Origin of the sequence: Tabrizicola flagellatus (assembly GCF_046295235.1) — a bacterium.
GTDB classification, from domain to species: domain Bacteria; phylum Pseudomonadota; class Alphaproteobacteria; order Rhodobacterales; family Rhodobacteraceae; genus Tabrizicola; species Tabrizicola flagellata_A.
Genome location: NZ_JBKBLV010000028.1, coordinates 1 through 19,582, shown reverse-complemented (window position 1 = coordinate 19,582; position 19,582 = coordinate 1). Strand labels below are relative to the sequence as shown.

Sequence of the window (19,582 nt, the reverse complement as noted above, 5' to 3'; positions counted from 1 at the left end):
GTGCCGGCCCTGGCGGCGCCGGTTTTTCGCTAGCCTAGTGACAGAGTTGCGCCTGTGTCAAATCTTCTTCCTGTTGGTAAACAAACCAACCCCCGGCTGCGGACGGCGCCGGGGGTCGATCTGGCAGGGCTTGCCCGAACTCTAGGCAGAGGTGGGGTCAGCGGGCAATGGTCACCGTGCAATGCGCCCGCGAGGCGACTTCGCTGGCGACCGAGCCCAGGACCAGCCGCTGCAAGCCGCGCTTGTCGCCGGTGCCCATCACGATATGGGTGTAGCCGTTCTGTTCGGCATAGGCGATGATCGCCGGCGCGGCCTCGCGGGCCACGACTTCCAGCGTCCCGACATCGGTCGCGCCCTCGCGGCGGGCCAGTGCCTCGGCATCTTCGAGGATCTTCTTCACCTCCTCGGCCTTCCAGTGGCTGATGGTCGGCCCGCGGAACCCGCCATGGGCGATGTTGACCGCGCAGATGGTCAGGTGGCCGCCGGTGGCCTTGGCGACCTCCGCGGCAAGCATCACACCGACAGTCGCGTGGTCGGATCCGTCGGTCGGGCAGAGAATCTTGCTTGTCATGATATTCATTCCCCTCTCGGTTACTGGACAGAGAGGGCCATGAAACGCCACACTCCGCCTTGACCTGCGTCAAGAAAGTTTACCATCAGGCAAATTACCGGAGCCCGCCATGCAGCCGATCGACCCCAAGGACCGCCGGATCGCCAATATCCGCTCGGCCGCTTTCACGCCTTTCGTCTACCCGGACGGTGTCGCCCTGGGTGACGCGGTCCTGCAACTGGACGACGGTCAGCCGTTGGGTGTTGGCTTCCACGTCTACCGGATGCCACCGGGCATGACGACGCGCGGCCATCGCCACAACGGGCACGAGCAGTTCCTGATCCTGGAAGGCGAGTTGATCGAAAGCGATGGCACGGTCCTGCGGGCGGGGGACATGGTGTTCTACCGCGACGGGACCGAACACAATTCCCATACGCCGAACGGCTGCCTGCTGGCCGTCCACATCGCCGCGCCGGAAACATCGGTGGAGTGATCCCCGATCAGGCCACGGCCTGCGCCCCGGTGATCTCGACCAGCGAGCCGCACATGAAGGCCGCCTCGTCCGAGGCGAGGAAGGCGACAAGCGCCGCCACTTCCTCGGGCCTCCCGATCCGCCCGAACGGGACCAGCCTGTCGAGCTCGGCGATGGTGCGGCCCGACCGCCTGACCCCGGCTTCCAGCATCGGCGTGTGGATCTCTCCGGGGCAGACCGCATTCACCCGGATCTTCTGCGGGGCATAGTCCCGTGCCAGGTTCTGGGTAAAGCTGGCCACCACCGCCTTGGTCACGTTGTAGGCGATGTGGTTCGGCGCCGGATGCAGGCCCCATTGCGAGGCGGTGTTGACGACGGCCCCGCCGCCTTGCGCGATCATCGACGGCAGGGCCGCCTGGCACAGGTGGAACATGGCGTCGATGTTGACCGCAAAGGACAGATCCCAGTCTTCCGCCGTCAGGCTCAAGAGCGGCCCGCGCCGGTTGATCCCGGCATTGTTGCACAGGACGTCGATCCGCCCCTCGGTGGCGAGGGTGTCGGCGATGATGGACTTGCAGCCTTCGACCTTCGATATGTCGGCGGCAAGGCCCCGCGCCTTGCCGCCTGTGGCCCGGATGGCTGCGGCCGTCGCTTCGACACCTCCGCCGTTGACGTCCGTCACCACCACCCGCGCGCCCTCGCTGGCAAGGCGCTGCGCAATGGCGGTGCCGATCCCGCCCGCCGCCCCGGTGACCACCGCGACCTTGTCCTGAAATCGCATCCCGTCCCCCTATCTCAGGTAGCTTCCGCCATTCACATCCAGCACCGCCCCGTTCAGCGAGGCCTGGCCCGGCCGGAAGCAGAAGGCCACCAGCTCCCCGATTTCCTCGGGGGCTGCCATCCTGCCGATAGGTATGCCCGACAGCGCCGCCGCCTCGCCGTGTTCGGCGATGAAGGCCTCGGCCATATCGGTGCGCACCCAACCCGGGGCAAGCGCGACCGCGGTGATCCCCTCATGCCCATGACTTTGTGCAACCGACCGGGTCAGATTGATCAGCGCCGCCTTCGTGGCGCCGTAGGCCATGGCGCGCGATGTGTATCCCCGCTGTCCCGCGCGCGATGCCATGTTGACGATGCGCCCACCGCCATGTTGACGGAAATGCAGGATCGCCGCTCGGGTCAGGTCCGCCGCCGCCAGCAAATTCACCCGCATCTCGCGCGTCCAGTAGTCTTGCCAGGCCTGAAGCGGCGCATCGAGGGCGATCTCGGACCGGATGCCGGCGTTGTTGACTAGTCCGGTCAGGTGGCCTGCGCGGTCCTCTGCCCGCCGCCACAGGTCCGTTGCCGCCATGGGATCGGACAGGTCCGCCTCCAGCACGAAACCCCGCCCCCCGATCCGCTCCAGAATGGCCTCGGCCGCCGTCCGGCTCTGCCCGCAATGGATGCCGATCCGGGCTCCCTCGCCGGCCAGGCTGTCGCAGGTCGCCTGCCCGATGGCGCCCGTGGCTCCGGTGACAAGGATCGTCTGGTCTTGCAGTCGCACGGCAGGCTCGCCTCATCTTGCCGTCATGGTGTCGGCATGATCCAGCGCCGATGAACGCCACCCGTCAACCGGATTGACCCGGAGGCGGAAAAGGAAAAGCCCCGGATCGCTCCGGGGCCAGTTGGGGGCTCAGGTCAGGCAAGCTCATCCAGGCAAGGTGCGGACGGGGCGCTGCAAGAAGTAAAGAAACGGTGTACGTCCGCGACCAACTTTTTGATTTTGTTTGATTATCCGAGATTGTCCACCGTGGACACAGGTCAGATGTCCAGCGTTGTCTGCGTCTCCCATGCCGAGAAGTGGCTGCAATAGTCGTTCCACTCCTTGTGCTTCAGCTTCAGATAGGCGGCGCTGAACTCCTCCCCCATCATCGACTTCAGGGTCTTGTCGCGGTCGTATTCCCGCAGCGCGTCGAGGAGGTTCAGGGGCAGCTTCGGCGCCCCCTTCACCTTGTGGCCGTCCTGGTACATGTCGATGTCGTAGCGACGGCCCGGATCGGCCTTGGTCCGCACCCCGTCGATGCCGGCGGCCAGGATGACGGCCTGCATCAGGTAGGGGTTCGCCGCCCCGTCGGGCAGCCGCAGCTCGAACCGGCCCGGCCCCGGCACGCGGACCATGTGGGTGCGGTTGTTCCCGGTCCAGGTCACCGTGTTCGGCGCCCAGGTCGCGCCCGAGGACGTGCGCGGCGCGTTGATCCGCTTGTAGCTGTTGACCGTCGGGTTGCAGATCGCCGCCAGCGCCGAGGCGTGCTTCATGATCCCGCCCAGGAAGTGCCGGCCCTGGTCCGACAGGCCCAGTTCCTTCTTCGGGTCGGCGAAGGCGTTCTTCTTGCCGTCCAGCGTCCAGACCGAGATATGGGCGTGGCAGCCCGACCCGGTGAGGCCCTTGAACGGCTTCGGCATGAAGGTCGCGCGGAAGCCGTGCTTCTCGGCCACCGACTTGACCATGAACTTGAAGAAGCTGTGCTTGTCGGCGGTCTGCAGCACGTCGTCGTATTTCCAGTTCATCTCGAACTGGCCGATCGCGTCCTCGTGATCGTTCTGGTAGGCCTCCCAGCCCAATTCCAGCATGTAGTCGCAGATTTCCGAGATCACGTCATAGCGCCGCATCACCGCCTGCTGGTCGTAGCAGGGCTTCTCGGCGGTGTCGTAGACGTCCGAGGGGCCGGAGCCGTCGGTATTCAGGATGAAGAACTCGGGCTCCACCCCGGTCTTGACGCGCAGGCCCTCCTTGGCGGCCTCGCCGATCAGCCGCTCCAGAACGTTGCGCGGGGCCTGATCGACAAGCTTTTCCTCCATCGTCGCGCGGGCGGCGACCCAGGCGACCTCTTTCTTCCAGGGCAGCTGGATGACGCTGTCGGGGTCCGGCACCGCCATCAGGTCGGGATGCGCGGGCGTGAGGTCCAGCCAGGTCGCGAAGCCCGCGAAGCCCGCCCCGTCCACCGCCATGTCGTTGATCGCCTGCGTCGGCACCAGTTTCGCGCGCTGCCCACCGAACAGGTCGGTGTAGGAGATCATGAAATACTTGACGCCCTTATCCTTCGCCCACTTGGCAAGGTCCTTCGCCATCACTGTAGCTCCCTAGGTCTTTTGTATCGTTGTTGTGGAAACGGCGGCCTTACCAGCCGCCGTTCCGTCCTGGTATCCAGTTGGTCCCCGCCAAGGGAACCCCCGCCATCGCCGCCGCCTCGATGGTCAGCGAGCAGAGGTCCTCGGGTTCGAGGTTATGCAGGTGGTTCTTGCCGCAGGCCCGCGCGATGGTCTGCGCCTCCAGCGTCATCACCTTGAGGTAGTTCTTCAGGCGACGACCGCCGAGGATCGGATCGAACCGCTTGTACAGCTCGGGGTCCTGCGTGGTGATCCCCGCAGGATCGCGGCCTTCGTGCCAGTCGTCATAGGCATCGGCCGTGGTGCCGAGCTTCTGGTATTCCTCTTCCCATTTCGGATCGTTGTCGCCCAGCGCGATCAGCGCCGCCGTACCGATGGCCACCGCATCGGCGCCAAGGGCCATGGCCTTGGCCACGTCCGCCCCCGACCGGATCCCGCCCGAGACGATCAGCTGCACCTTGCGGTGCATGCTGAGGTCCTGCAGCGCCTTCACCGCCTGCGGGATGCACGCGAGGATCGGCATGCCGACATGTTCTATGAACACGTCCTGCGTCGCCGCCGTGCCGCCCTGCATGCCGTCCAGCACCACCACGTCCGCGCCCGCCTTCACCGCCAGCGCCGTGTCGTAATAGGGCCGCGCGCCGCCGACCTTGACGTAGATCGGCTTTTCCCAGTCGGTGATCTCGCGCAGTTCCATGATCTTGATTTCCAGATCATCGGGGCCAGTCCAGTCGGGGTGACGGCAGGCCGAGCGCTGGTCGATCCCCTTGGGCAGGTTGCGCATCTGCGCCACGCGGTCGCTGATCTTCTGGCCCAGCAGCATGCCGCCGCCGCCGGGCTTGGCGCCCTGGCCCACCACGACCTCGATCGCATCGGCCCGGCGCAGGTCGTCGGGGTTCATGCCGTAGCGCGAGGGCAGGTACTGGTAGACCAGCGTCTTGGAATGGCCGCGCTCTTCCTCGGTCATGCCGCCGTCGCCGGTGGTGGTCGAGGTGCCGGCGGCCGTCGCGCCGCGGCCCAGGGCCTCTTTCGCGGGGCCGGAGAGCGCGCCGAAGCTCATCCCGGCAATGGTGATCGGGATATCCAGATGGATCGGCTTCTTGGCGAAACGGGTGCCGAGCCAGACATCCGTCGCGCATTTCTCGCGGTAGCCTTCCAGCGGGTAGCGGCTGATCGAGGCGCCGAGGAACAAGAGGTCATCGAAATGCGGCAGGTGCCGCTTGGTGCCGCCGCCGCGGATATCGTAGATGCCAGAGGCGGCCGCGCGGCGGATTTCGGCGTTCACTGCGGGGGTGAAGGTGGCCGAGAAACGGGGCGGGGTACGGGGAAGATCGGTCATATTCCGTGCCTCAGTACGACGACGCGTTGTCGATGTTGAAATTGTAAAGCTTCCGGGCCGAGCCGTAACGGCGGAATTCCTCGGGCTTGGCCTTGTGGTCGGCCTCGCCGCGGCGGAGGAGATCTTCCAGGATGGCGTAGTGTTCGTCCCGCATTTCCTTCTCGATGCAGTCGGCGCCCAGCGACTTGACCGTGCCGCGCACGAAGAGCCGCGCCTCGTAAAGGCTGTCGCCCAGCGCCTCGCCCGCGTTACCCAGCACCACCAGGTTGCCTGACTGCGCCATGAAGGCCGACATGTGGCCGATGTTGCCGTGGACGACGATGTCGATGCCCTTCATCGAGATGCCGCAGCGGCTGGAGGCATTGCCCTTGATGACCAGAAGGCCGCCGCGCCCGGTGGCCCCGGCATACTGGCTGGCGTCACCGTCGATGATGACGGTGCCCGACATCATGTTTTCCGCCACGCCGGGCCCCGCCGAGCCCTTGATGCGGATGGTCGCCTGCTTGTTCATCCCGGCGCAGTAATAGCCGGTGGACCCCCGCACGGTGATGTCGACCGGCGCGTCCACCCCAGCGGCGATCGCATGCGCGCCCTTGGGGTTGATGACCTCCCAGTCGGTCATGTTGGTCTGGCCCTTCAGCGCGTGCAGCGCCGAGTTGAGCGCCCGGAGGCCCTCTTTCCCCAGATCGAAGGTCTGCATTCTCTCAACGCTCCCAGAAATAGACGGTGGCGGGTTCGGGTTCCCAGACGCGGGCGTCCTCGATGCCCGGCAGGTTCACGAGCGCCCGGTATTCCGACCCGAAGGCGACATACTGGTCGGTCTCGGCCATGACGGCCGGCTTGCAGGCGATGGGGTCGCGGACGACGCCGAAGCCGTTCTTGGTGCCGACGACAAAGGTGAAGAAGCCGTCGAGGTCGGTCAGCGCCGCCTCAAGCGCGTTGCCCAGCGTCTCGCCGGTCTTGAGCTTGTGGCTGATGAAGGCGGCGCCGACCTCGGTGTCGTTCTCGGTCTCGAAGGTCATGCCGAGACGCTTGAGTTCCCGCCGGACGCCGTTGTGGTTCGACAGCGAGCCGTTGTGCACAAGGCACTGGTCCGCCCCGGTCGAGAACGGGTGCGCGCCCATCGTCGTGACGGCGGATTCGGTCGCCATCCGGGTATGGCCGATACCGTGGGTGCCCTTCATCTTCGACACCTCGAAGCGGGCGGCCACGTCCTTGGGCAGGCCCACCTCCTTGAAGATCTCGATCGAGTCTCCCGCGCTCATCACCTTCACGCCGGGGCGCAGGTGCGACAGGGCCGAACGCGCGGCCTCCATCTGGTCAAGCGGCACTTCCAGAACGGCATGGGTGGACTTGATCTTCATCGTCACGGGCTGGCCGATGGCGTCGTGCAGATCGCCGTCCAGGTCCTTGAAATCCTGGTCCGGGTTGGCCGACTGGATCGTCAGCTTGCCCAGCCCGTCCTTCGCCCCGGAATAGATCGCGATGCCCGCCGAGTCCGGGCCACGGTCGGTCATGGTGATCAGCATGTCCGTCAGCATGGCACCCAGCTGGGGTTCCAGCTTCGGGTCCTTGAGGAAAAGTCCAACGATGCCACACATGGATTCGTCTCCTTCACATGGTTGGGAAGACGCTAGCACCGGTTTTTGCCCCTATCAACTGGTAAGAAACAAATTTCACCTCTCGGGAAAATCGCTGCTGAATACATGGGCACCGGCGGTTTTTCTTGACAGAATGTCGCAGTTGGCTTTCCTTGAGGCAAACAAAATCGCCGTGCAGGGAAAGACGTGGGGGCCGCGTCGCACGGATGTCCAAGAGCCCAAGGGAGGAAAACGTGGGAGACCTTAATCAGCGGATTGAGGCGATGCACCGACGCGACGTGCTGGTGGCATGGGCGTTCGTCATCGGCCTGTGGTTCGCCGTGATCTTCGTCGCACTGGCGACCTGGGACCTTGCGCCGACGGGAGGGGCGCGGACCCTCTTGCTGATCGGCGGCGCCATCGTCCTGATCTTCAACACCGCCGCGATCCTGGCGATGCTGCGCCATTACCGCGAGGACCGCGACTTCATGTACAGCCTAGACATCAAGTTCCTGGACGAAGCCAGGGGGAGGAAGTGATGGCGCATTACCAACCTCCGAAACAGGGCAAGGCCAGCCAGTTGATCGACGTGGTCGTGCTGGTGGTCCTGACCGTCGGCGCGCTGTTCGTGCCCCTGTGGCTGAACATGGCGGGCGCCGCGAAATCGGTGGCGAACCCCGCGACCGAGGCCACCTGGGAGGCCTTGGGCCAGACCCCGGCCCAAGCCGCGAAATACGAGGCGCTTGGCTACACCCCCGAAACCGCGCATGACCTGATCCTCGCACGGTTCGACTACAGCTTCTCGGTCGGCGCCTTGGTGACGATGATCGCGGTCATCCTCTTGTACTATTTCCTGATCCTGCGGTTTTCCGAAGTGGAATACCGCGAGGTCATCTCGGAAAAATTCGGGGAGTAGGCCGCCATGGACCTGTGGAACTGGCTTGAATACGGGGCCTGGGGGCTTTCGGCCCTTCTGGGGCTGCACATGCTGGTGGACTGGCTGAGGACCGACAGCACCTACAGCGAGGATGTGCTCACATCCTCCCGCGAGGGCGAGATCGAGGCCCTGGCCGAACAGCACAAGGCCAAGGAGGCGCATCATGGCTGACGTGGACATCACCTCGCAGACCATGGACGGCATGGGGCCGCACGGCACCAAGGTCGGCCTCCTGCGCGTCCTTGGCCCGGCGCATGTCTGGGCGCTGGGGGTCGGGATCGTTCTGGTCGGCGAATACATGGGCTGGAACTTCGCCGTCGGCAAAGGCGGGGCCTATGCCGCGCTGATCGCCTGCTGGTTCGCGGGGATCCTCTATTCCTGCGTCGCCATGATCGACAGCGAGGTCACCTCGACCGTCGCCTCGGCGGGCGGGCAGTACACCCAGGCCAAGCACATCATCGGCCCGCTGATGGCCTTCAACGTGGGCCTCTACCTCGTCTTCGCCTACACGATGCTGGAAGCGGCGAACGCGATCACCGCGGGTTACCTGTTCTCTGTCGTGGCGCAGATGACGGGGCATGCGGGCGAGCTCGACCAGCGGCCCTTCATCATCCTGGTCATCATGTTCCTGGCCTGGCTGAACTATCGCGGCGTGCTGGCGACACTGACCTTCAACCTGGTCATCACCGCTGTCGCCTTCCTTGCGATCATCGTCCTGTTCCTGTCCACCAGCGGCATCCTCGGCGGCGGGATCATGGACCATGCGGCGCTGTTCGAGGGGCACGAGCTGCCCTACGGCTGGATCGGCGTGCTGGCGGCGATGCACTTCGGCCTCTGGTACTACCTTGGCATCGAGGGCACCACGCAGGCGGCCGAGGAAGTCCGCTCGCCCGCCCGCGCGCTGCCCTTCGGGACGCTCGCCGGGATCATGACGCTGCTGATTGCCGCGACGCTGACCTGGTATGTCTGCTCGGGCGTCCTGCCGTGGGAGTTCCTGGGCGATGGCGTCAACGGGTCGGTGGCCCCGCTGTTCGACACTGCACGGCTCTCGGGCTCCACGGCTCTGGTCTGGCTTCTGGGCTTCGGCACCCTCTTCGCAACGCTGGCCAGCGCCAACGGCTGTATCAACGATGCCAGCCGCGCATGGTTCGCGATGGGGCGCGACAAGTATCTGCCCGGCTGGTTCGGCGCGGTGCATCCGCGCTATCGCACGCCTTACCGGGCCATCGTGTTCCTGGTTCCGATCGCGCTGATCTTCGCACTCGGTGCACCGCTGGATCAGGTCATCACCTTCTCGATCCTGTCGGGACTTCTGGGTTATACCTTCATGCCGCTGAACATCATCCTGTTCCGCCGCAAATGGCCGCTCGATACGATCAAGCGCGGCTATGAACACCCGTTCCACCCGATCCCCGCGATCACGCTGCTCACGCTCTGCGGCGTGACCTTCTTCGCGGTGTTCCTGGGCTACGGGACCCAGCTCGTCGCAATGATCGGCTTCTACATCGTGGTGTCGCTCTGGTTCCACTTCTGGCGCTACCGCTTCGTGAACCGGGGGGCGCAGTTCACCATGCCCTGGCCGAAGCCCCAGGGCTACTGAGACCGCGGCCCGCCCTCCGGGGCGGGCCTTTTCCCCATGTCCCCGCTTGTCCCCCTCGGCCTCGCCCTCGCCGCCCTCGGCCTCTGGCTCGCCCTCCGCCTGATCCGCGAGACGCGGGCACGCACGGCCGCCCGCGCGGCCTTCTTCGACGCAGTGAAACCCCTGTTCGACGGCGGCGAGACGCAGCTGCAACCCACCGGCTTTCCCCGGATGACCGGCCGGCGCGGGGGCCTGTCCTTCGACCTTCAGGCCATCCCGGACACGCTGACCTTCCGCAAGCTGCCCGCGCTCTGGGTGCTGGTCAGCCTGCCCGAGCCGATGCCGCTGGGCGCCACGCTGGACCTGATGGCCCGTCCATCTGGCAACGAACCCTTCACCCGCTTTGCCAGCCTGCCCCAGTCGCTGCCTACCCCGCCGCATCTGCCCCGCGAGATCGCTATCCGCACCGACGACGCGGCCCGGGTGCCGCTGGCCCGGCTGATCGCCGATCATGCCGACCTGTTTCGCGACCCCCGCGTCAAGGAACTTGTCCTCTCCCCCAGGGGCCTGCGCATCGTGATCCTCGCCGAGGAAGCCGACCGGGGCCGCTACCTGATCTTTCGCGAGGCAGAGATGGGCCGCAGCCCCCTGTCTCCCTCCCGGCTGGAACCGCTGCTCGACAGGCTGGCCACGCTCCGTCAGGATGTGCTGGCCCTGAAGGACCAAGCATGAAACAGCCGCTGAACCCCTACCTCGTCCTCGCCGTCGCGCTCCTTCTGCCCGGAGTTGGCCAGGTCCTGAACCGCCAGCCGGTGCGCGGGCTGATCTTCGTCTGCTTCGCGGTGCTCCTGGGCGGCTTCACGCTGAAGACCGCCGCGCCGGACGTGTCCTTCGTCGGCAAGGTCTCGGGCGGGCTGTTCGTCTGGGCCATGGCGGTGCTGGACGCCTACAAGACCGCGCGCATCCGGCAGGCGGTGTGGTCCCACGCCAACGCTCCTCGATGACTTCGTCACTCGTCGCGGCCCCCCGCGAGGAGAAGCCGAAGGCGCACGACGAGCTATTCTTGCCAGAGCCCCCCGACCATCCCTTTCAGCGCGGCCAACGCCTCGGCCCCGTCCTCGCAGCCCGGCCCGACCCTGACCGCCACCGTCGCCGCGAAACCAAAGGCCGCGCGCATCGACGGACGGATCGTCACCTCGAACCCTTTCGGCCCAGCCACCACGCTTTCGACGGCATCCTCGGCCCCGAAGGTCTCGTCGCTTGCCTCGAACCAGACCGGCCCGCCGCCGATGGGCTGGCGGAACAGCACATAGCCGTCGGCCTCGTCCTCGCCCTCGGCAAAACCCACGAAGAGGGTTCCCTCATCCTCGACGACCGAGCCGTAGGCCGCCTTTACCGTGATATCGGCCATTCCGATCTACCCTCGCCAAAAAAGCCACGCCGCGACTGCGGCCAGCGTCAGCGCCTGAACCCGGTGCATCCTCGCCGAAACGACCGGGTCGGCAAGAGGTCCGCGCAAGGTGCCGGCCAACGCCACGATCATGAGATGCACCACGACCGCCACGACAAGATAGATCGCGGAAAGGACCGCGCTCTCCCATGCGCCCGAATCCGCTGTCAGGAAGCCCGGCAGCACCGTCACGAACATGAGCGCGGCCTTTGGGTTCAGCAGATTGGTCACCAGCCCCCGGCGAAACCCTGCTGCCCCGTCCTCGCCGCCGCCCGGCAGGTGATGCGCCGGATTTCCGGCATCGCGCCAGCTTTCCAGCGCGAGATAGAGAAGATAGGCCACGCCCGCGATGTGCAGCGCCTGGAACAGGCCGGGCCAGGCCGCCACGACAACAGCAACACCCGTTGCCGCCAGGAGGGCCTGCACAGCCAGGCCAAGGGTGATGCCAAGAACCGCAGCCAGCCCGGCCCGTGGTCCCGACGTTGTCGCAAGCAGGGCAAGCCACGCCATGTTCGGCCCCGGGGTCAGTTCCAGGACCAGCGCGGTCAGCAGGAACGACAGCAGAGCATCGGCGTCCATGCCCGAGGTCTCAATACCACTTGGCGACGGGCGGCAGGCTCATCAGCACCGCGTTGGCGTCATGTCCGGTCTCAAGCCCGAACTTCGTCCCCCGATCATACACCAGGTTGTATTCGGCATAGAGCCCGCGGTGCTGCAACTGCACCTCGCGGTCGGCCTCTGTCCAGGGCGTCTCGACGCGACGTTCCGTCACCGGCAGGAAGGCCGGCAGGAAGGCCTCGCCCACCGCGCGGGTGAAGGCGAAATCCCGGTGCCAGTCGCCGGTGTTGAGGTCGTCGAAGAAGATGCCGCCCACGCCCCGCGCCCGGCCGCGATGGGGGATGAAAAAGTATTCGTCGGCCCAGGCCTTGAACTTTGCATAGTAGTCGGGCGCATGCGCGTCGCAGGCCGCCTTCATCTCGGAGTGGAAATGCGCGGTGTCCTCGGCATATTCGATGCAGGGGTTCAGGTCGGAGCCGCCGCCGAACCACCAGGCGCCGGGGGTCCAGAACATTCGGGTGTTCATGTGGACGGCGGGCGCATGAGGGTTCTGCATATGGGCCACCAGGCTGATCCCGCTGGCCCAGAAGCGCGGGTCCTTGTCCATCCCCGGCACCCCCCGCGCAGCCATCGCGCGTTGTGCCTTCTCGCCGAGTTGCCCGTAAACCTCGGACCAGTTGACGCCCACCTTCTCGAACACCGCGCCGCCACGCATCACGCTCATCAGACCGCCACCGCCATCGGCGCGGCTGGTCGGCGTTACCTCGAACCGGCCGGGTGCACCCTTGGCATACTTGTCCTCCAGCCCCTCGAAAGCCGCCACGATCCGGTCGCGCAGGGTTCGGAACCAGGCGGCTGCGACGGCGTTGCGGCTGTCAATCGGATCGGTCATTCTGATGTCCTCGGATGCTGACATCCGCATGCCTAGCATCCCCGTGCGATGCTTTCCACTGTTCAAGGAGTCTCCGATGAAACGGCTGTCATTTCTGGCACTTGCCACGCTTGCGGCGTGCGGCACTCCCCAGGAGCAATGCATCAGCCGGAACACGCGCGACCTGCGCACCGTTGACCGGCTGATCAAGGAGTCCGAGGGCAACCTGGCGCGCGGCTACGCCTTCGAGACGGTGACCGTCTATGAAAGCTACTGGACCACCTGCGAACGCCCTGCGCCGGCAGGCCAGCCCGCCCCGCCGCCGCGACTGTGCCTCGATGAACGCCCCGTCACCGAGACAAGGCCCAAGGCCATCGACCTTAAGGAAGAAGCGCGCAAGCTGGAAAGCCTGAAGGAAAAGCGCAAGGAGCTTGCCCGGCAGGCCGAGAAGGTGATCGCCGCATGCAAGGCGCAATATCCCGAATGATCGGTGCGAAGGTGGTCAGTGTGCGGGGGCGCTCACCGCGTCCAGAAGCCCGCGCCCGCCATCCACGGTCAGCACCTGCCCGGTGATGAAGCCCGAAGCGTCCGAAGCCAGGAACTGCACCGCCTCGGCCAGCTCGACCGGCGCCGCGATACGGCCCAGAGGCGTCGCCCCGGCGATCTGGTCGCGATAGCCGGGGTTCTGCTTCAGCGCGGCCTGCAGGCTTGCGCTCATCACGCTGCCGAAGGCCACCGCGTTGACCCGGATCCCCTTTGGCGCCAGCGCCACCGCCAGCGAGCGCGTCATCTGGTCCATCGCCGCCGCGGCCATGGAATAGCCCAGCAGCTCCGGCCGGGTGGCCTGCGCGGTGATCGAGGACAGGTTGATGATCGACCCCAGCATCGTGCCTTCCTCGACCTCGGCCCTCTGGGCGTGCTGGATCATCCGCTTGGCGGTGATCTGCGAGATGCGCAGCGCGGACAGCACATTGTAGCGCCACAACTCCTCGACCCCGTCAGCATCGGGGTTCAGGATGTCCGAAACCATCATCCGGCGGCTGGCGTTGACCAGGATGTCCACCCGGTCGAAGGCGTCGATGGTCGCGGACAGCAGGTTGGCGATGGTCAGCTTTTCGGTCAGGTCGCCCGCGAACATGCGAACCGGCCCCTCGGCCCGCGCCTCTTCGCCGATCTCGGCCTCCAGCCGTGCCTCGTCGATGTCGGCGAACATCACGTTCGCACCCTTGTCGACCAGATGCCGGGCAATGGCGAGCCCGATGCCGGCGGCGGAGCCGGTGACGATGGCGGTCTTGCCGGAGACGGAAAAGGACATGGAACCTCTGGGGTTAGGCCCGTTGCGCGTCGCGCCGGGGCCTTGTGGCATGGATCACGCGAAAGCGGCCGTCGCCGGCGACTTCGCGCACATCGAGAAAGCAGTCGTTAAGCACCGGATCATAGGGCAGGTGGCGGTTGGCAACTACCCAAAGGCTGCCGTCGGGGGCAAGCATCCGCCGGGCCGCCCGGATGAAGGCCGCGCCAAGGGCGGGGTCGGCCACGCGGCCGGTGTGGAAGGGCGGGTTCATCACCACGGCGTCGAGCAGCGTCTCGGGGCGCCAGGCGGTCGCGTCGGCCCAGTGGAAGCGGGCGCGCGGATCGGTGATATTGGCCCGCGCGCAGTCCAGCGCGTCCGCTTCGGCCTCGACCAGGTCCAGCCGCTTCACGCCCGGCCGCTTCAGGATCTCGGCCGCCAGGAACCCCCAGCCCGCCCCCAGATCGGCGACCTTGCCGCCCAGCTTGTCGGGCAGGCTGGCGGCCAGCAGGACCGAGCCCGGGTCGGGACCGTCCGAGGAGAATATCCCCGGCAGCGTGCGGAAGCCCGCCACTTCGGCGGGCCGGGCCGCCCAGTCCGACAGGTCGGGCCCGGCGCGGAAGGAGGCCAGCTTGCCATGCGCCTTCGACAGGCTTTCGGACAGGTCCACCCGCCCGCGCAGGTCCTTAAGCGCGGTTTCGATACCGTCGGTCTTCTGGCCATCGACTGCGATCCAGCCGCCCGGGGTCACCTCGGCCGCCGCCCGGGCGATCAGTGCCCGCGCCGCCTCGCGCGAGCGGGGCAGACAGACGATTGCCGCCGCGTAGGGTGGCGCGGGCGTCACGGAACACATGGCCGCGAAGTGGTCGTAGTCCGGCCTGAACCCTGTCAGGGCCACCAGCCGGTCGCGCGGCAACATCGACAGGTCGTCGTCGCGTCGCGGCCCGTAAACGGCGATGCGGCCCGTTGCCGGAAGCGTCAGGGCGCCGGTCTCCAGCGCCAGGGACAATCGTGCGGCTCGCATGGGCGGGGGCTTCAGGCCCCCCGGTTCCTTCTGGCCGGGTGCACGATCATTCCTTTTCCATCGTGCATTGCAGCGGGTGCTGGTGGCGCCGGGCAAAGTCCATCACCTGCGCAACCTTGGTCTCGGCCACCTCGAAGCTGAAAACGCCCACCACGGCAAGCCCCTTCTTGTGTACGGTCAGCATGATCTCGAAGGCCTGGGCATGGTTCAGGCCGAAGAAGCGTTCCAGCACATGCACGACGAATTCCATCGGCGTGTAGTCGTCGTTCAGGAGCAGCACCTTGTACAGTGGAGGGCGCTGCGTCTTCGACTTCGGCTTGGTCAGAATCGAGGTATCGTGCCCGGGGCCGTCCGTCTTGTCGGACATGGTCGGTGGACGGAAGGACACGGGGATCGGGCTCCGGCTTCAGGATTCGGGGTTGCAACTGCCCCCTGAAATATAGCCTCTTTTGCCGCAGGGAAAAGAGGTGGCCATGCTGACGACGATCGGCTTCGACGCGGACGACACGCTCTGGCAGAACGAAAGCTATTTCCGGATGACCCAGGACCGCTTCCTGGAACGGCTGGCAGATCATGCCGAGCCCGATCACCTGCGGGAACGCCTGACCGCGGCAGAGCATCGGAACCTGGCCTATTACGGCTTCGGCGTGAAGGGGTTCACCCTGTCGATGATCGAGACGGCGATCGAGGTGACCGAGGGCCGCGTCCCGGCCCGTGTCATCGGCGAGTTGATCGCCATGGGCCGCGATCTTCTGGAACACCCGCTGGAACTTCTGCCGCATGTCCGCACTACCGTCACCGTACTGTCGGAACAGTTCCGGCTGGTGCTGATCACCAAGGGCGACCTCTTGCACCAGGAACGCAAGCTGGCGCAGTCCGGCCTGGGCGACCTGTTTCACGGGGTCGAGATCGTCTCGGACAAGACCGAGGCGACCTACCGGCAGGCCTTCGCCCGGCACGGGACGGGGGCAGACCAGGCGATGATGGTCGGCAACTCGCTGAAATCCGACGTGATTCCGGCGCTTCAGGCGGGATCATGGGGCGTCCATGTGCCCCAAGAGAAAGAATGGTCGTTCGAAGTGGCTTCGCCCCCGACCGCGCACAGCCGGTTCCACGTCGTCAGGGATCTGGGCCAGTTGCCGGACCTGGTGCGTCAGCTGCATCTCTAATCCTGCACTAGAAGCACAGACCCCCACAAATAGACGGCCAGACCCCCTTCTGACCCTAGATATGGCCTGACCGACCTCGGATTGCTGCTTCCCTGCAACTACTTCAACTGCACCTCGAAACCCCTTGGAATTTTTGGGTTTTCGCATTGCAGTTCCTGTGCTAGCCTTCGAACCGAGGCAGAATTCGGCACCGGAAAATCCGGGCCAACAGGCAAAGGGTGGGCGAGGTGACATCGCTTCTCGGGCGTATTTTTCGCACTATTTCCATGATTCTTGTCGTCGCCGCAGTCGTCGTGACGTCTCCGCTTCAGGCCGCGCCCTTCGCGGCCATCGTGATGGACGGCCGGACCGGCGAAGTCCTCTACGAGAAAAATGCCAATGCACGGCTGCATCCTGCATCGCTGACCAAAATGATGACGCTCTACATCGCCTTTCAGGAGATCGAGGCGGGGCGACTGTCGCTGGATACGATGGTGACGGTGTCGAAATACGCAGCGTCGCAGCCGCCGTCGCGGCTGGGGCTGAAGCCGGGGCAACGGATCTCGATGCGGCATCTTATCCGGGCGGCGGCGATCAAGTCGGCCAATGACGCGGCTTCGGCGATCGGCGACCACATCGGCGGCGACGCCGCGACCTTTGCCAAGCGCATGACCCGCACCGCGCGGCAACTGGGCATGAACAACACCACCTTCAAGAACGCCAACGGGCTGACGGCCGAGGGACACCTGTCCACGGCCTACGACATGAACGTGCTGGGACGGCACCTTTTCTACGACTTCCCGCAGTACTATCACATCTTCTCGCGCCGGACGGCAGACGCCGGGATCGCGACCGTGACCAACACGAACTCTCGCTTTCTCGACAGCTATGAGGGCGCGGACGGGATCAAGACCGGCTACACCAGCCCGGCGGGCTTCAACCTGACCGCCTCGGCGCGGCGGGGCAACAAGCACATCATCGCCACGGTGTTCGGTGGCACCTCTTCGGCCAACCGCAATGCGAAGATGGCGGAACTGATGGACATTGGCTTCAGCAAGGCCCGGAACGGCGTGAAGGAACAGCCGCCGAAAGCAGCGCCGATCGAGGACGCGCTGGTCGCCTCGCTGGAAACCGGGATCGATGAGATCGACGCCGTGGGTGGGGCCGGCAAGACTGTCCGCGTCTCGGGCGAGGTGAAGAAGTCGCTCCGCCCGAAGGCGCGGCCGGCGGTTCCGACGGTGCCGGATGCCGTGGCGGTTGCCATGGCGCAGGGGATCGAAGGCGCGCTGGCCGAGGCTACCGCGGCGCCAGCGCCGGAAGGGACGCTGGACTTCCAGGCGCAGGCAATGGCCGCCGCCGAACAGGCCACCACAGAGCCGATGGCGCTGGCAGAGACTGCAGTCGAGCCGGCAGCGGCAATCGAAGCTGCGCCGGAAAACCTGTTGGCTGAGGCGAGCGAACCGCCGGCCGTTCCTGCCGTTCTGCCCGAGTCCGGTACCCTGGACGCGCAGGCTGCGGCTCTGGCCGCACCGGCAGGCGAGACGGTTCTGGCCGAGGCGGTTGCGCCGGAGATGGTTCCGGAAGCTGCGACCGGGTCGCTTGTCGATCCTGCCCTTGCGGCGTTCAAACCGAGGGCGCGACCCGATGCCATGGCTGCTCCGTTGATCGCGGCAGCCGAGCCGGAGGCGAATGCGCCTGCCGTCGCGTCGGCAGAGCCGGTCGCGCAGGAAGTCGTTATTGCCGAGGTCCAGCCCGAACTTGTGGTGACCGATCCGGGCCTGGATCCAGCTGCCACCGACACCCCTGCGGTGCTGCTGGCCGAAGTGACCGACGTCGAGAGCGTTGCCGGAGCCACAGCCCCAGTCCCGCCGACGGTAACTGCCGGCCTTGCGCCGGATGCCGTGGCCCCGGCCATGCCCAAGCGGCAGGCTCCGATCTTCGACACGGTCGAGACCGCGGACATGCAGGCGGAGGACACCGGGACGAGTGAAGAGGTTGTCGTGGTGATGTCCACCTCGGGCGGGCGGCACTTCGGGGTGAATGTCGGCGAATATTCCTCGCGCTACGAGGCGGACAAGGCGCTTCTGAAGACCGCGCTGGCCGAAAGTGCCACCCTGAACGAGGGGAACCGCCGGGCGATCCAGTCGGGCGGCAAATGGCGGGCAAGCTTCATGGGGCTGACCGAGGAACAGGCCCAGCTGGCCTGCCGGCGCCTGACCGCCCGCGCGATCCCCTGCGAAACCGTAGGAGGCTGAGCCATGGTCGCACTCGTCTTTCCCGCCCTGCCGACCGTCACCCTGCCCGTCTCCGGCCGTGCCGAACGCTTCCCGGTCCGCCGCATCTTCTGCGTCGGCAGAAACTATGCCGAGCACACCCGGGAGATGGGGGGCGAGCCGGAACGGGAGACGCCGTTCTTCTTCACGAAGCCCGCCGATGCCGTGGTGGAGTCCGGCAGCCGCATCCCCTATCCGCCCGCCACGCAGAACCTGCACCACGAGGGTGAGCTGGTGGTCGCCATCGGCAAGTCCGGCGCGATGGTGTCGGAGGAAGCGGCCCAGGCGATGATCTGGGGGCACGCCGCCGGGAACGACCTGACCCGCCGCGACCTGCAGGCCGAGGCGAAGGAGCGCCGCCGGCCCTGGGACATGGCCAAGGGGTTCGACAAGTCGGCCGTGGTGGGGGCGATCAGGCCCGGCCCCCTGCCCGGCGGGCGGCTGCGTTGTTCGGTGAACGGGGCGGTGCGGCAGGAAGCCTCGACCGACGAGATGATCTGGACCCCGGCCTCGATCATCGCGGCCCTGTCGCAGCTGGTCAGCCTGTCGCCGGGAGACCTGATCTTCACCGGCACCCCCGCGGGGGTGGGACCGCTGAACCGGGGCGACACCTGCAAGGTCGAGGTCGAGGGCCTGCAACCGGCGACGGTGACGATCGCTTGAACTTGTCCACGGTGGACAAACGCCGGAATGTCAAGAAAACCAACCCCTTGGGATTTTCCGTTAGGGTGGTGTCAACCATGGTGTCGGCGCAGGCCGGTTGCAAGAAAACCCTGCCCCGGACTTGATCCGGGGCCTCCTGTTTCCCGGTGAGACCCCGGATCAAGTCCGGGGTGGGGTCGCTCAGGGCTTGGGGCGGTCGTCCCAATCCTTCATCAGGATGCGGTTCGCATCGCCCTCGGGGTCGTCGAACTGCCGGTTGCGCATGGCCCAGAAGAAGGCCGCAAGCCCGATCCCGCCCAGGAACAGCGAGGCCGGGATCAGGATGGTGAGGACTTCCATTACTTCAGCCTCATCGCGTTCAGCGAAACGGTGATCGAGGACAGCGACATGGCCAGCGCCGCCGCAAGCGGCGTGGCCAGGCCCACCAGCGCGATCGGCACGGCGACGATGTTGTAGCCGCCCGAGATCAGAAAATTCTCGACCATCCGCCGCGTCGCCTGCCGGCTGATCCGCTGGGCGTCGGCAATGGGGGCGATGTCCTGGCCGAGGAGCACGATGTCCGAGGCGACCCGCGCCGCATCGAGTGCCGAGGCGGGCGAGATCGAGACATGCGCGGCGGCCAGCGCAGCCGTGTCGTTCAGCCCGTCGCCGACCATCAGGACCTTGCGGCCCTCTGACGCAAGCTGCGCCACGCGGGCGG

At 66.3% G+C, this 19,582-nt stretch carries 26 protein-coding genes; 11 read left to right on the top strand and 15 right to left on the bottom strand.

What is annotated here, in order from left to right; translation table 11 throughout:
• Positions 1-157: 157 nt before the first annotated feature.
• Positions 158-571: a universal stress protein gene (locus tag ACK4IU_RS12970; protein ID WP_409735825.1), complete on the bottom strand. Its 414-nt coding sequence runs from the start codon at positions 569-571 to the stop codon at positions 158-160.
• Between the two features lie 109 nt (positions 572-680).
• On the opposite strand from ACK4IU_RS12970, the gene ACK4IU_RS12965 reads away from it, so the two are divergent.
• Positions 681-1,043, top strand: a complete 363-nt coding sequence (locus ACK4IU_RS12965) for a cupin domain-containing protein (protein WP_409735823.1) — start codon at positions 681-683, stop codon at positions 1,041-1,043.
• A gap of 7 nt (positions 1,044-1,050) precedes the next feature.
• On the opposite strand, the gene ACK4IU_RS12960 is transcribed toward ACK4IU_RS12965, so the two are convergent.
• The 6 genes from ACK4IU_RS12960 to ACK4IU_RS12935 form a co-directional block, all read right to left on the bottom strand.
• A complete protein-coding gene (locus ACK4IU_RS12960) occupies positions 1,051-1,803 on the bottom strand; it encodes an SDR family NAD(P)-dependent oxidoreductase (RefSeq protein WP_409735820.1) in 753 nt (250 codons plus the stop codon).
• A gap of 9 nt (positions 1,804-1,812) precedes the next feature.
• Complete coding sequence (locus ACK4IU_RS12955) at positions 1,813-2,565, bottom strand: SDR family NAD(P)-dependent oxidoreductase (protein WP_409735818.1); 753 nt, start codon at positions 2,563-2,565, stop codon at positions 1,813-1,815.
• Between the two features lie 257 nt (positions 2,566-2,822).
• Positions 2,823-4,130: a type III glutamate--ammonia ligase gene (glnT, locus tag ACK4IU_RS12950; RefSeq protein ID WP_409735816.1), complete on the bottom strand. Its 1,308-nt coding sequence runs from the start codon at positions 4,128-4,130 to the stop codon at positions 2,823-2,825.
• 49 nt (positions 4,131-4,179) lie between these two features.
• The gene (locus ACK4IU_RS12945; protein ID WP_409735814.1) at positions 4,180-5,508 is read right to left on the bottom strand and encodes an FMN-binding glutamate synthase family protein; all 1,329 of its coding nucleotides are present in this window, start codon (positions 5,506-5,508) and stop codon (positions 4,180-4,182) included.
• 10 nt (positions 5,509-5,518) lie between these two features.
• Positions 5,519-6,208: a protein GlxC gene (locus ACK4IU_RS12940; RefSeq protein ID WP_409735812.1), complete on the bottom strand. Its 690-nt coding sequence runs from the start codon at positions 6,206-6,208 to the stop codon at positions 5,519-5,521.
• A gap of 4 nt (positions 6,209-6,212) precedes the next feature.
• Positions 6,213-7,109, bottom strand: coding sequence for a class II glutamine amidotransferase (locus tag ACK4IU_RS12935; RefSeq protein WP_409735810.1), 897 nt, complete (start codon positions 7,107-7,109; stop codon positions 6,213-6,215).
• 263 nt (positions 7,110-7,372) lie between these two features.
• On the opposite strand from ACK4IU_RS12935, the gene ACK4IU_RS12930 reads away from it, so the two are divergent.
• The 6 genes from ACK4IU_RS12930 to ACK4IU_RS12905 are packed head-to-tail and all read left to right on the top strand — an operon-like array spanning position 7,373 to position 10,608.
• Positions 7,373-7,627 carry a hypothetical protein gene (locus tag ACK4IU_RS12930; protein ID WP_409735808.1) on the top strand — a complete coding sequence of 85 codons (255 nt, stop codon included), beginning with the start codon at positions 7,373-7,375 and terminating at the stop codon, positions 7,625-7,627.
• On the top strand, positions 7,627-8,004 hold the full coding sequence (locus ACK4IU_RS12925; RefSeq protein WP_409735805.1) for a hypothetical protein: 378 nt from the start codon (positions 7,627-7,629) through the stop codon (positions 8,002-8,004). Before ACK4IU_RS12930 ends, ACK4IU_RS12925 begins: the two co-directional genes overlap by 1 nt.
• Positions 8,005-8,010: 6 nt before the next feature.
• Entirely contained in the window at positions 8,011-8,196 is a 186-nt protein-coding gene (locus tag ACK4IU_RS12920) for a hypothetical protein (protein WP_409735803.1), read from the top strand.
• Positions 8,189-9,625 (top strand): APC family permease, encoded by a 1,437-nt coding sequence (locus ACK4IU_RS12915; RefSeq protein ID WP_409735801.1) that lies wholly within the window; start codon positions 8,189-8,191, stop codon positions 9,623-9,625. The genes ACK4IU_RS12920 and ACK4IU_RS12915 overlap by 8 nt, the downstream gene beginning before the upstream one ends.
• 36 nt (positions 9,626-9,661) lie before the next feature.
• Complete coding sequence (locus ACK4IU_RS12910; protein WP_409735798.1) at positions 9,662-10,336, top strand: hypothetical protein; 675 nt, start codon at positions 9,662-9,664, stop codon at positions 10,334-10,336.
• Entirely contained in the window at positions 10,333-10,608 is a 276-nt protein-coding gene (locus ACK4IU_RS12905) for a hypothetical protein (RefSeq protein ID WP_409735796.1), read from the top strand. Before ACK4IU_RS12910 ends, ACK4IU_RS12905 begins: the two co-directional genes overlap by 4 nt.
• 53 nt (positions 10,609-10,661) lie before the next feature.
• On the opposite strand, the gene ACK4IU_RS12900 is transcribed toward ACK4IU_RS12905, so the two are convergent.
• The 3 genes from ACK4IU_RS12900 to hemF are packed head-to-tail and all read right to left on the bottom strand — an operon-like array spanning position 10,662 to position 12,504.
• On the bottom strand, positions 10,662-11,015 hold the full coding sequence (locus ACK4IU_RS12900; RefSeq protein WP_409735794.1) for a hypothetical protein: 354 nt from the start codon (positions 11,013-11,015) through the stop codon (positions 10,662-10,664).
• Positions 11,016-11,021: 6 nt separating this feature from the next.
• Positions 11,022-11,633, bottom strand: a complete 612-nt coding sequence (locus ACK4IU_RS12895) for a LysE family translocator (protein WP_409735792.1) — start codon at positions 11,631-11,633, stop codon at positions 11,022-11,024.
• Positions 11,634-11,643: 10 nt separating this feature from the next.
• Positions 11,644-12,504 (bottom strand): oxygen-dependent coproporphyrinogen oxidase, encoded by an 861-nt coding sequence (hemF, locus tag ACK4IU_RS12890; protein ID WP_409735789.1) that lies wholly within the window; start codon positions 12,502-12,504, stop codon positions 11,644-11,646.
• A 76-nt stretch (positions 12,505-12,580) separates the two neighbouring features.
• Between hemF and ACK4IU_RS12885 the strand changes: the two genes are divergently transcribed.
• Positions 12,581-12,970: a hypothetical protein gene (locus tag ACK4IU_RS12885; protein WP_409735787.1), complete on the top strand. Its 390-nt coding sequence runs from the start codon at positions 12,581-12,583 to the stop codon at positions 12,968-12,970.
• Between the two features lie 15 nt (positions 12,971-12,985).
• On the opposite strand, the gene ACK4IU_RS12880 is transcribed toward ACK4IU_RS12885, so the two are convergent.
• From ACK4IU_RS12880 to clpS, 3 genes are read right to left on the bottom strand one after another with little or no spacing between them, the layout of a single operon-like run.
• Positions 12,986-13,798 (bottom strand): SDR family NAD(P)-dependent oxidoreductase, encoded by an 813-nt coding sequence (locus ACK4IU_RS12880; protein ID WP_409735785.1) that lies wholly within the window; start codon positions 13,796-13,798, stop codon positions 12,986-12,988.
• A 13-nt stretch (positions 13,799-13,811) separates the two neighbouring features.
• The gene (locus ACK4IU_RS12875; protein ID WP_409735782.1) at positions 13,812-14,798 is read right to left on the bottom strand and encodes a class I SAM-dependent methyltransferase; all 987 of its coding nucleotides are present in this window, start codon (positions 14,796-14,798) and stop codon (positions 13,812-13,814) included.
• Between the two features lie 46 nt (positions 14,799-14,844).
• A complete protein-coding gene (gene clpS, locus ACK4IU_RS12870; protein ID WP_409735779.1) occupies positions 14,845-15,165 on the bottom strand; it encodes an ATP-dependent Clp protease adapter ClpS in 321 nt (106 codons plus the stop codon).
• Positions 15,166-15,271: 106 nt separating this feature from the next.
• Here clpS and ACK4IU_RS12865 point away from each other — a divergent pair, with 106 nt between their 5' ends.
• From ACK4IU_RS12865 to ACK4IU_RS12855, 3 genes are all read left to right on the top strand, one after another.
• A complete protein-coding gene (locus tag ACK4IU_RS12865) occupies positions 15,272-15,967 on the top strand; it encodes an HAD family hydrolase (protein ID WP_409735777.1) in 696 nt (231 codons plus the stop codon).
• A 266-nt stretch (positions 15,968-16,233) separates the two neighbouring features.
• Positions 16,234-18,201, top strand: a complete 1,968-nt coding sequence (locus ACK4IU_RS12860) for a serine hydrolase (RefSeq protein WP_409735775.1) — start codon at positions 16,234-16,236, stop codon at positions 18,199-18,201.
• A 3-nt stretch (positions 18,202-18,204) separates the two neighbouring features.
• Positions 18,205-18,882 (top strand): fumarylacetoacetate hydrolase family protein, encoded by a 678-nt coding sequence (locus ACK4IU_RS12855; protein WP_409735773.1) that lies wholly within the window; start codon positions 18,205-18,207, stop codon positions 18,880-18,882.
• Positions 18,883-19,062: 180 nt separating this feature from the next.
• Here the strand turns inward: ACK4IU_RS12855 and ccoS are convergent, their stop codons facing one another.
• The gene (gene ccoS / locus ACK4IU_RS12850; protein ID WP_149589877.1) at positions 19,063-19,221 is read right to left on the bottom strand and encodes a cbb3-type cytochrome oxidase assembly protein CcoS; all 159 of its coding nucleotides are present in this window, start codon (positions 19,219-19,221) and stop codon (positions 19,063-19,065) included.
• Positions 19,221-19,582 (bottom strand): HAD-IC family P-type ATPase (locus ACK4IU_RS12845; RefSeq protein WP_409735771.1); only part of this gene is annotated, 362 nt, incomplete at its 5' end. The genes ccoS and ACK4IU_RS12845, both read right to left, overlap by 1 nt.

What these genes read in the sequence shown, in the direction of transcription:
- ACK4IU_RS12915 (WP_409735801.1), top strand. Translation starts at nt 8,189, where the DNA reads ATGGCTGACGTGGACATCACCTCGCAGACCATGGACGGCATGGGGCCG.
- ACK4IU_RS12860 (WP_409735775.1), top strand. Translation starts at nt 16,234, where the DNA reads ATGATTCTTGTCGTCGCCGCAGTCGTCGTGACGTCTCCGCTTCAGGCC.
- hemF (WP_409735789.1), bottom strand. Translation starts at nt 12,504, where the DNA reads ATGACCGATCCGATTGACAGCCGCAACGCCGTCGCAGCCGCCTGGTTC.
- ACK4IU_RS12910 (WP_409735798.1), top strand. Translation starts at nt 9,662, where the DNA reads ATGTCCCCGCTTGTCCCCCTCGGCCTCGCCCTCGCCGCCCTCGGCCTC.
- ACK4IU_RS12940 (WP_409735812.1), bottom strand. Translation starts at nt 6,208, where the DNA reads ATGCAGACCTTCGATCTGGGGAAAGAGGGCCTCCGGGCGCTCAACTCG.
- ACK4IU_RS12945 (WP_409735814.1), bottom strand. Translation starts at nt 5,508, where the DNA reads ATGACCGATCTTCCCCGTACCCCGCCCCGTTTCTCGGCCACCTTCACC.
- ACK4IU_RS12960 (WP_409735820.1), bottom strand. Translation starts at nt 1,803, where the DNA reads ATGCGATTTCAGGACAAGGTCGCGGTGGTCACCGGGGCGGCGGGCGGG.
- ACK4IU_RS12970 (WP_409735825.1), bottom strand. Translation starts at nt 571, where the DNA reads ATGACAAGCAAGATTCTCTGCCCGACCGACGGATCCGACCACGCGACT.
- ACK4IU_RS12885 (WP_409735787.1), top strand. Translation starts at nt 12,581, where the DNA reads ATGAAACGGCTGTCATTTCTGGCACTTGCCACGCTTGCGGCGTGCGGC.
- ACK4IU_RS12925 (WP_409735805.1), top strand. Translation starts at nt 7,627, where the DNA reads ATGGCGCATTACCAACCTCCGAAACAGGGCAAGGCCAGCCAGTTGATC.
- ccoS (WP_149589877.1), bottom strand. Translation starts at nt 19,221, where the DNA reads ATGGAAGTCCTCACCATCCTGATCCCGGCCTCGCTGTTCCTGGGCGGG.
- glnT (WP_409735816.1), bottom strand. Translation starts at nt 4,130, where the DNA reads ATGGCGAAGGACCTTGCCAAGTGGGCGAAGGATAAGGGCGTCAAGTAT.
- ACK4IU_RS12880 (WP_409735785.1), bottom strand. Translation starts at nt 13,798, where the DNA reads ATGTCCTTTTCCGTCTCCGGCAAGACCGCCATCGTCACCGGCTCCGCC.
- ACK4IU_RS12965 (WP_409735823.1), top strand. Translation starts at nt 681, where the DNA reads ATGCAGCCGATCGACCCCAAGGACCGCCGGATCGCCAATATCCGCTCG.
- ACK4IU_RS12865 (WP_409735777.1), top strand. Translation starts at nt 15,272, where the DNA reads ATGCTGACGACGATCGGCTTCGACGCGGACGACACGCTCTGGCAGAAC.
- ACK4IU_RS12905 (WP_409735796.1), top strand. Translation starts at nt 10,333, where the DNA reads ATGAAACAGCCGCTGAACCCCTACCTCGTCCTCGCCGTCGCGCTCCTT.
- ACK4IU_RS12900 (WP_409735794.1), bottom strand. Translation starts at nt 11,015, where the DNA reads ATGGCCGATATCACGGTAAAGGCGGCCTACGGCTCGGTCGTCGAGGAT.
- ACK4IU_RS12930 (WP_409735808.1), top strand. Translation starts at nt 7,373, where the DNA reads ATGCACCGACGCGACGTGCTGGTGGCATGGGCGTTCGTCATCGGCCTG.
- ACK4IU_RS12895 (WP_409735792.1), bottom strand. Translation starts at nt 11,633, where the DNA reads ATGGACGCCGATGCTCTGCTGTCGTTCCTGCTGACCGCGCTGGTCCTG.
- ACK4IU_RS12855 (WP_409735773.1), top strand. Translation starts at nt 18,205, where the DNA reads ATGGTCGCACTCGTCTTTCCCGCCCTGCCGACCGTCACCCTGCCCGTC.
- clpS (WP_409735779.1), bottom strand. Translation starts at nt 15,165, where the DNA reads ATGTCCGACAAGACGGACGGCCCCGGGCACGATACCTCGATTCTGACC.
- ACK4IU_RS12920 (WP_409735803.1), top strand. Translation starts at nt 8,011, where the DNA reads ATGGACCTGTGGAACTGGCTTGAATACGGGGCCTGGGGGCTTTCGGCC.
- ACK4IU_RS12875 (WP_409735782.1), bottom strand. Translation starts at nt 14,798, where the DNA reads ATGCGAGCCGCACGATTGTCCCTGGCGCTGGAGACCGGCGCCCTGACG.
- ACK4IU_RS12935 (WP_409735810.1), bottom strand. Translation starts at nt 7,109, where the DNA reads ATGTGTGGCATCGTTGGACTTTTCCTCAAGGACCCGAAGCTGGAACCC.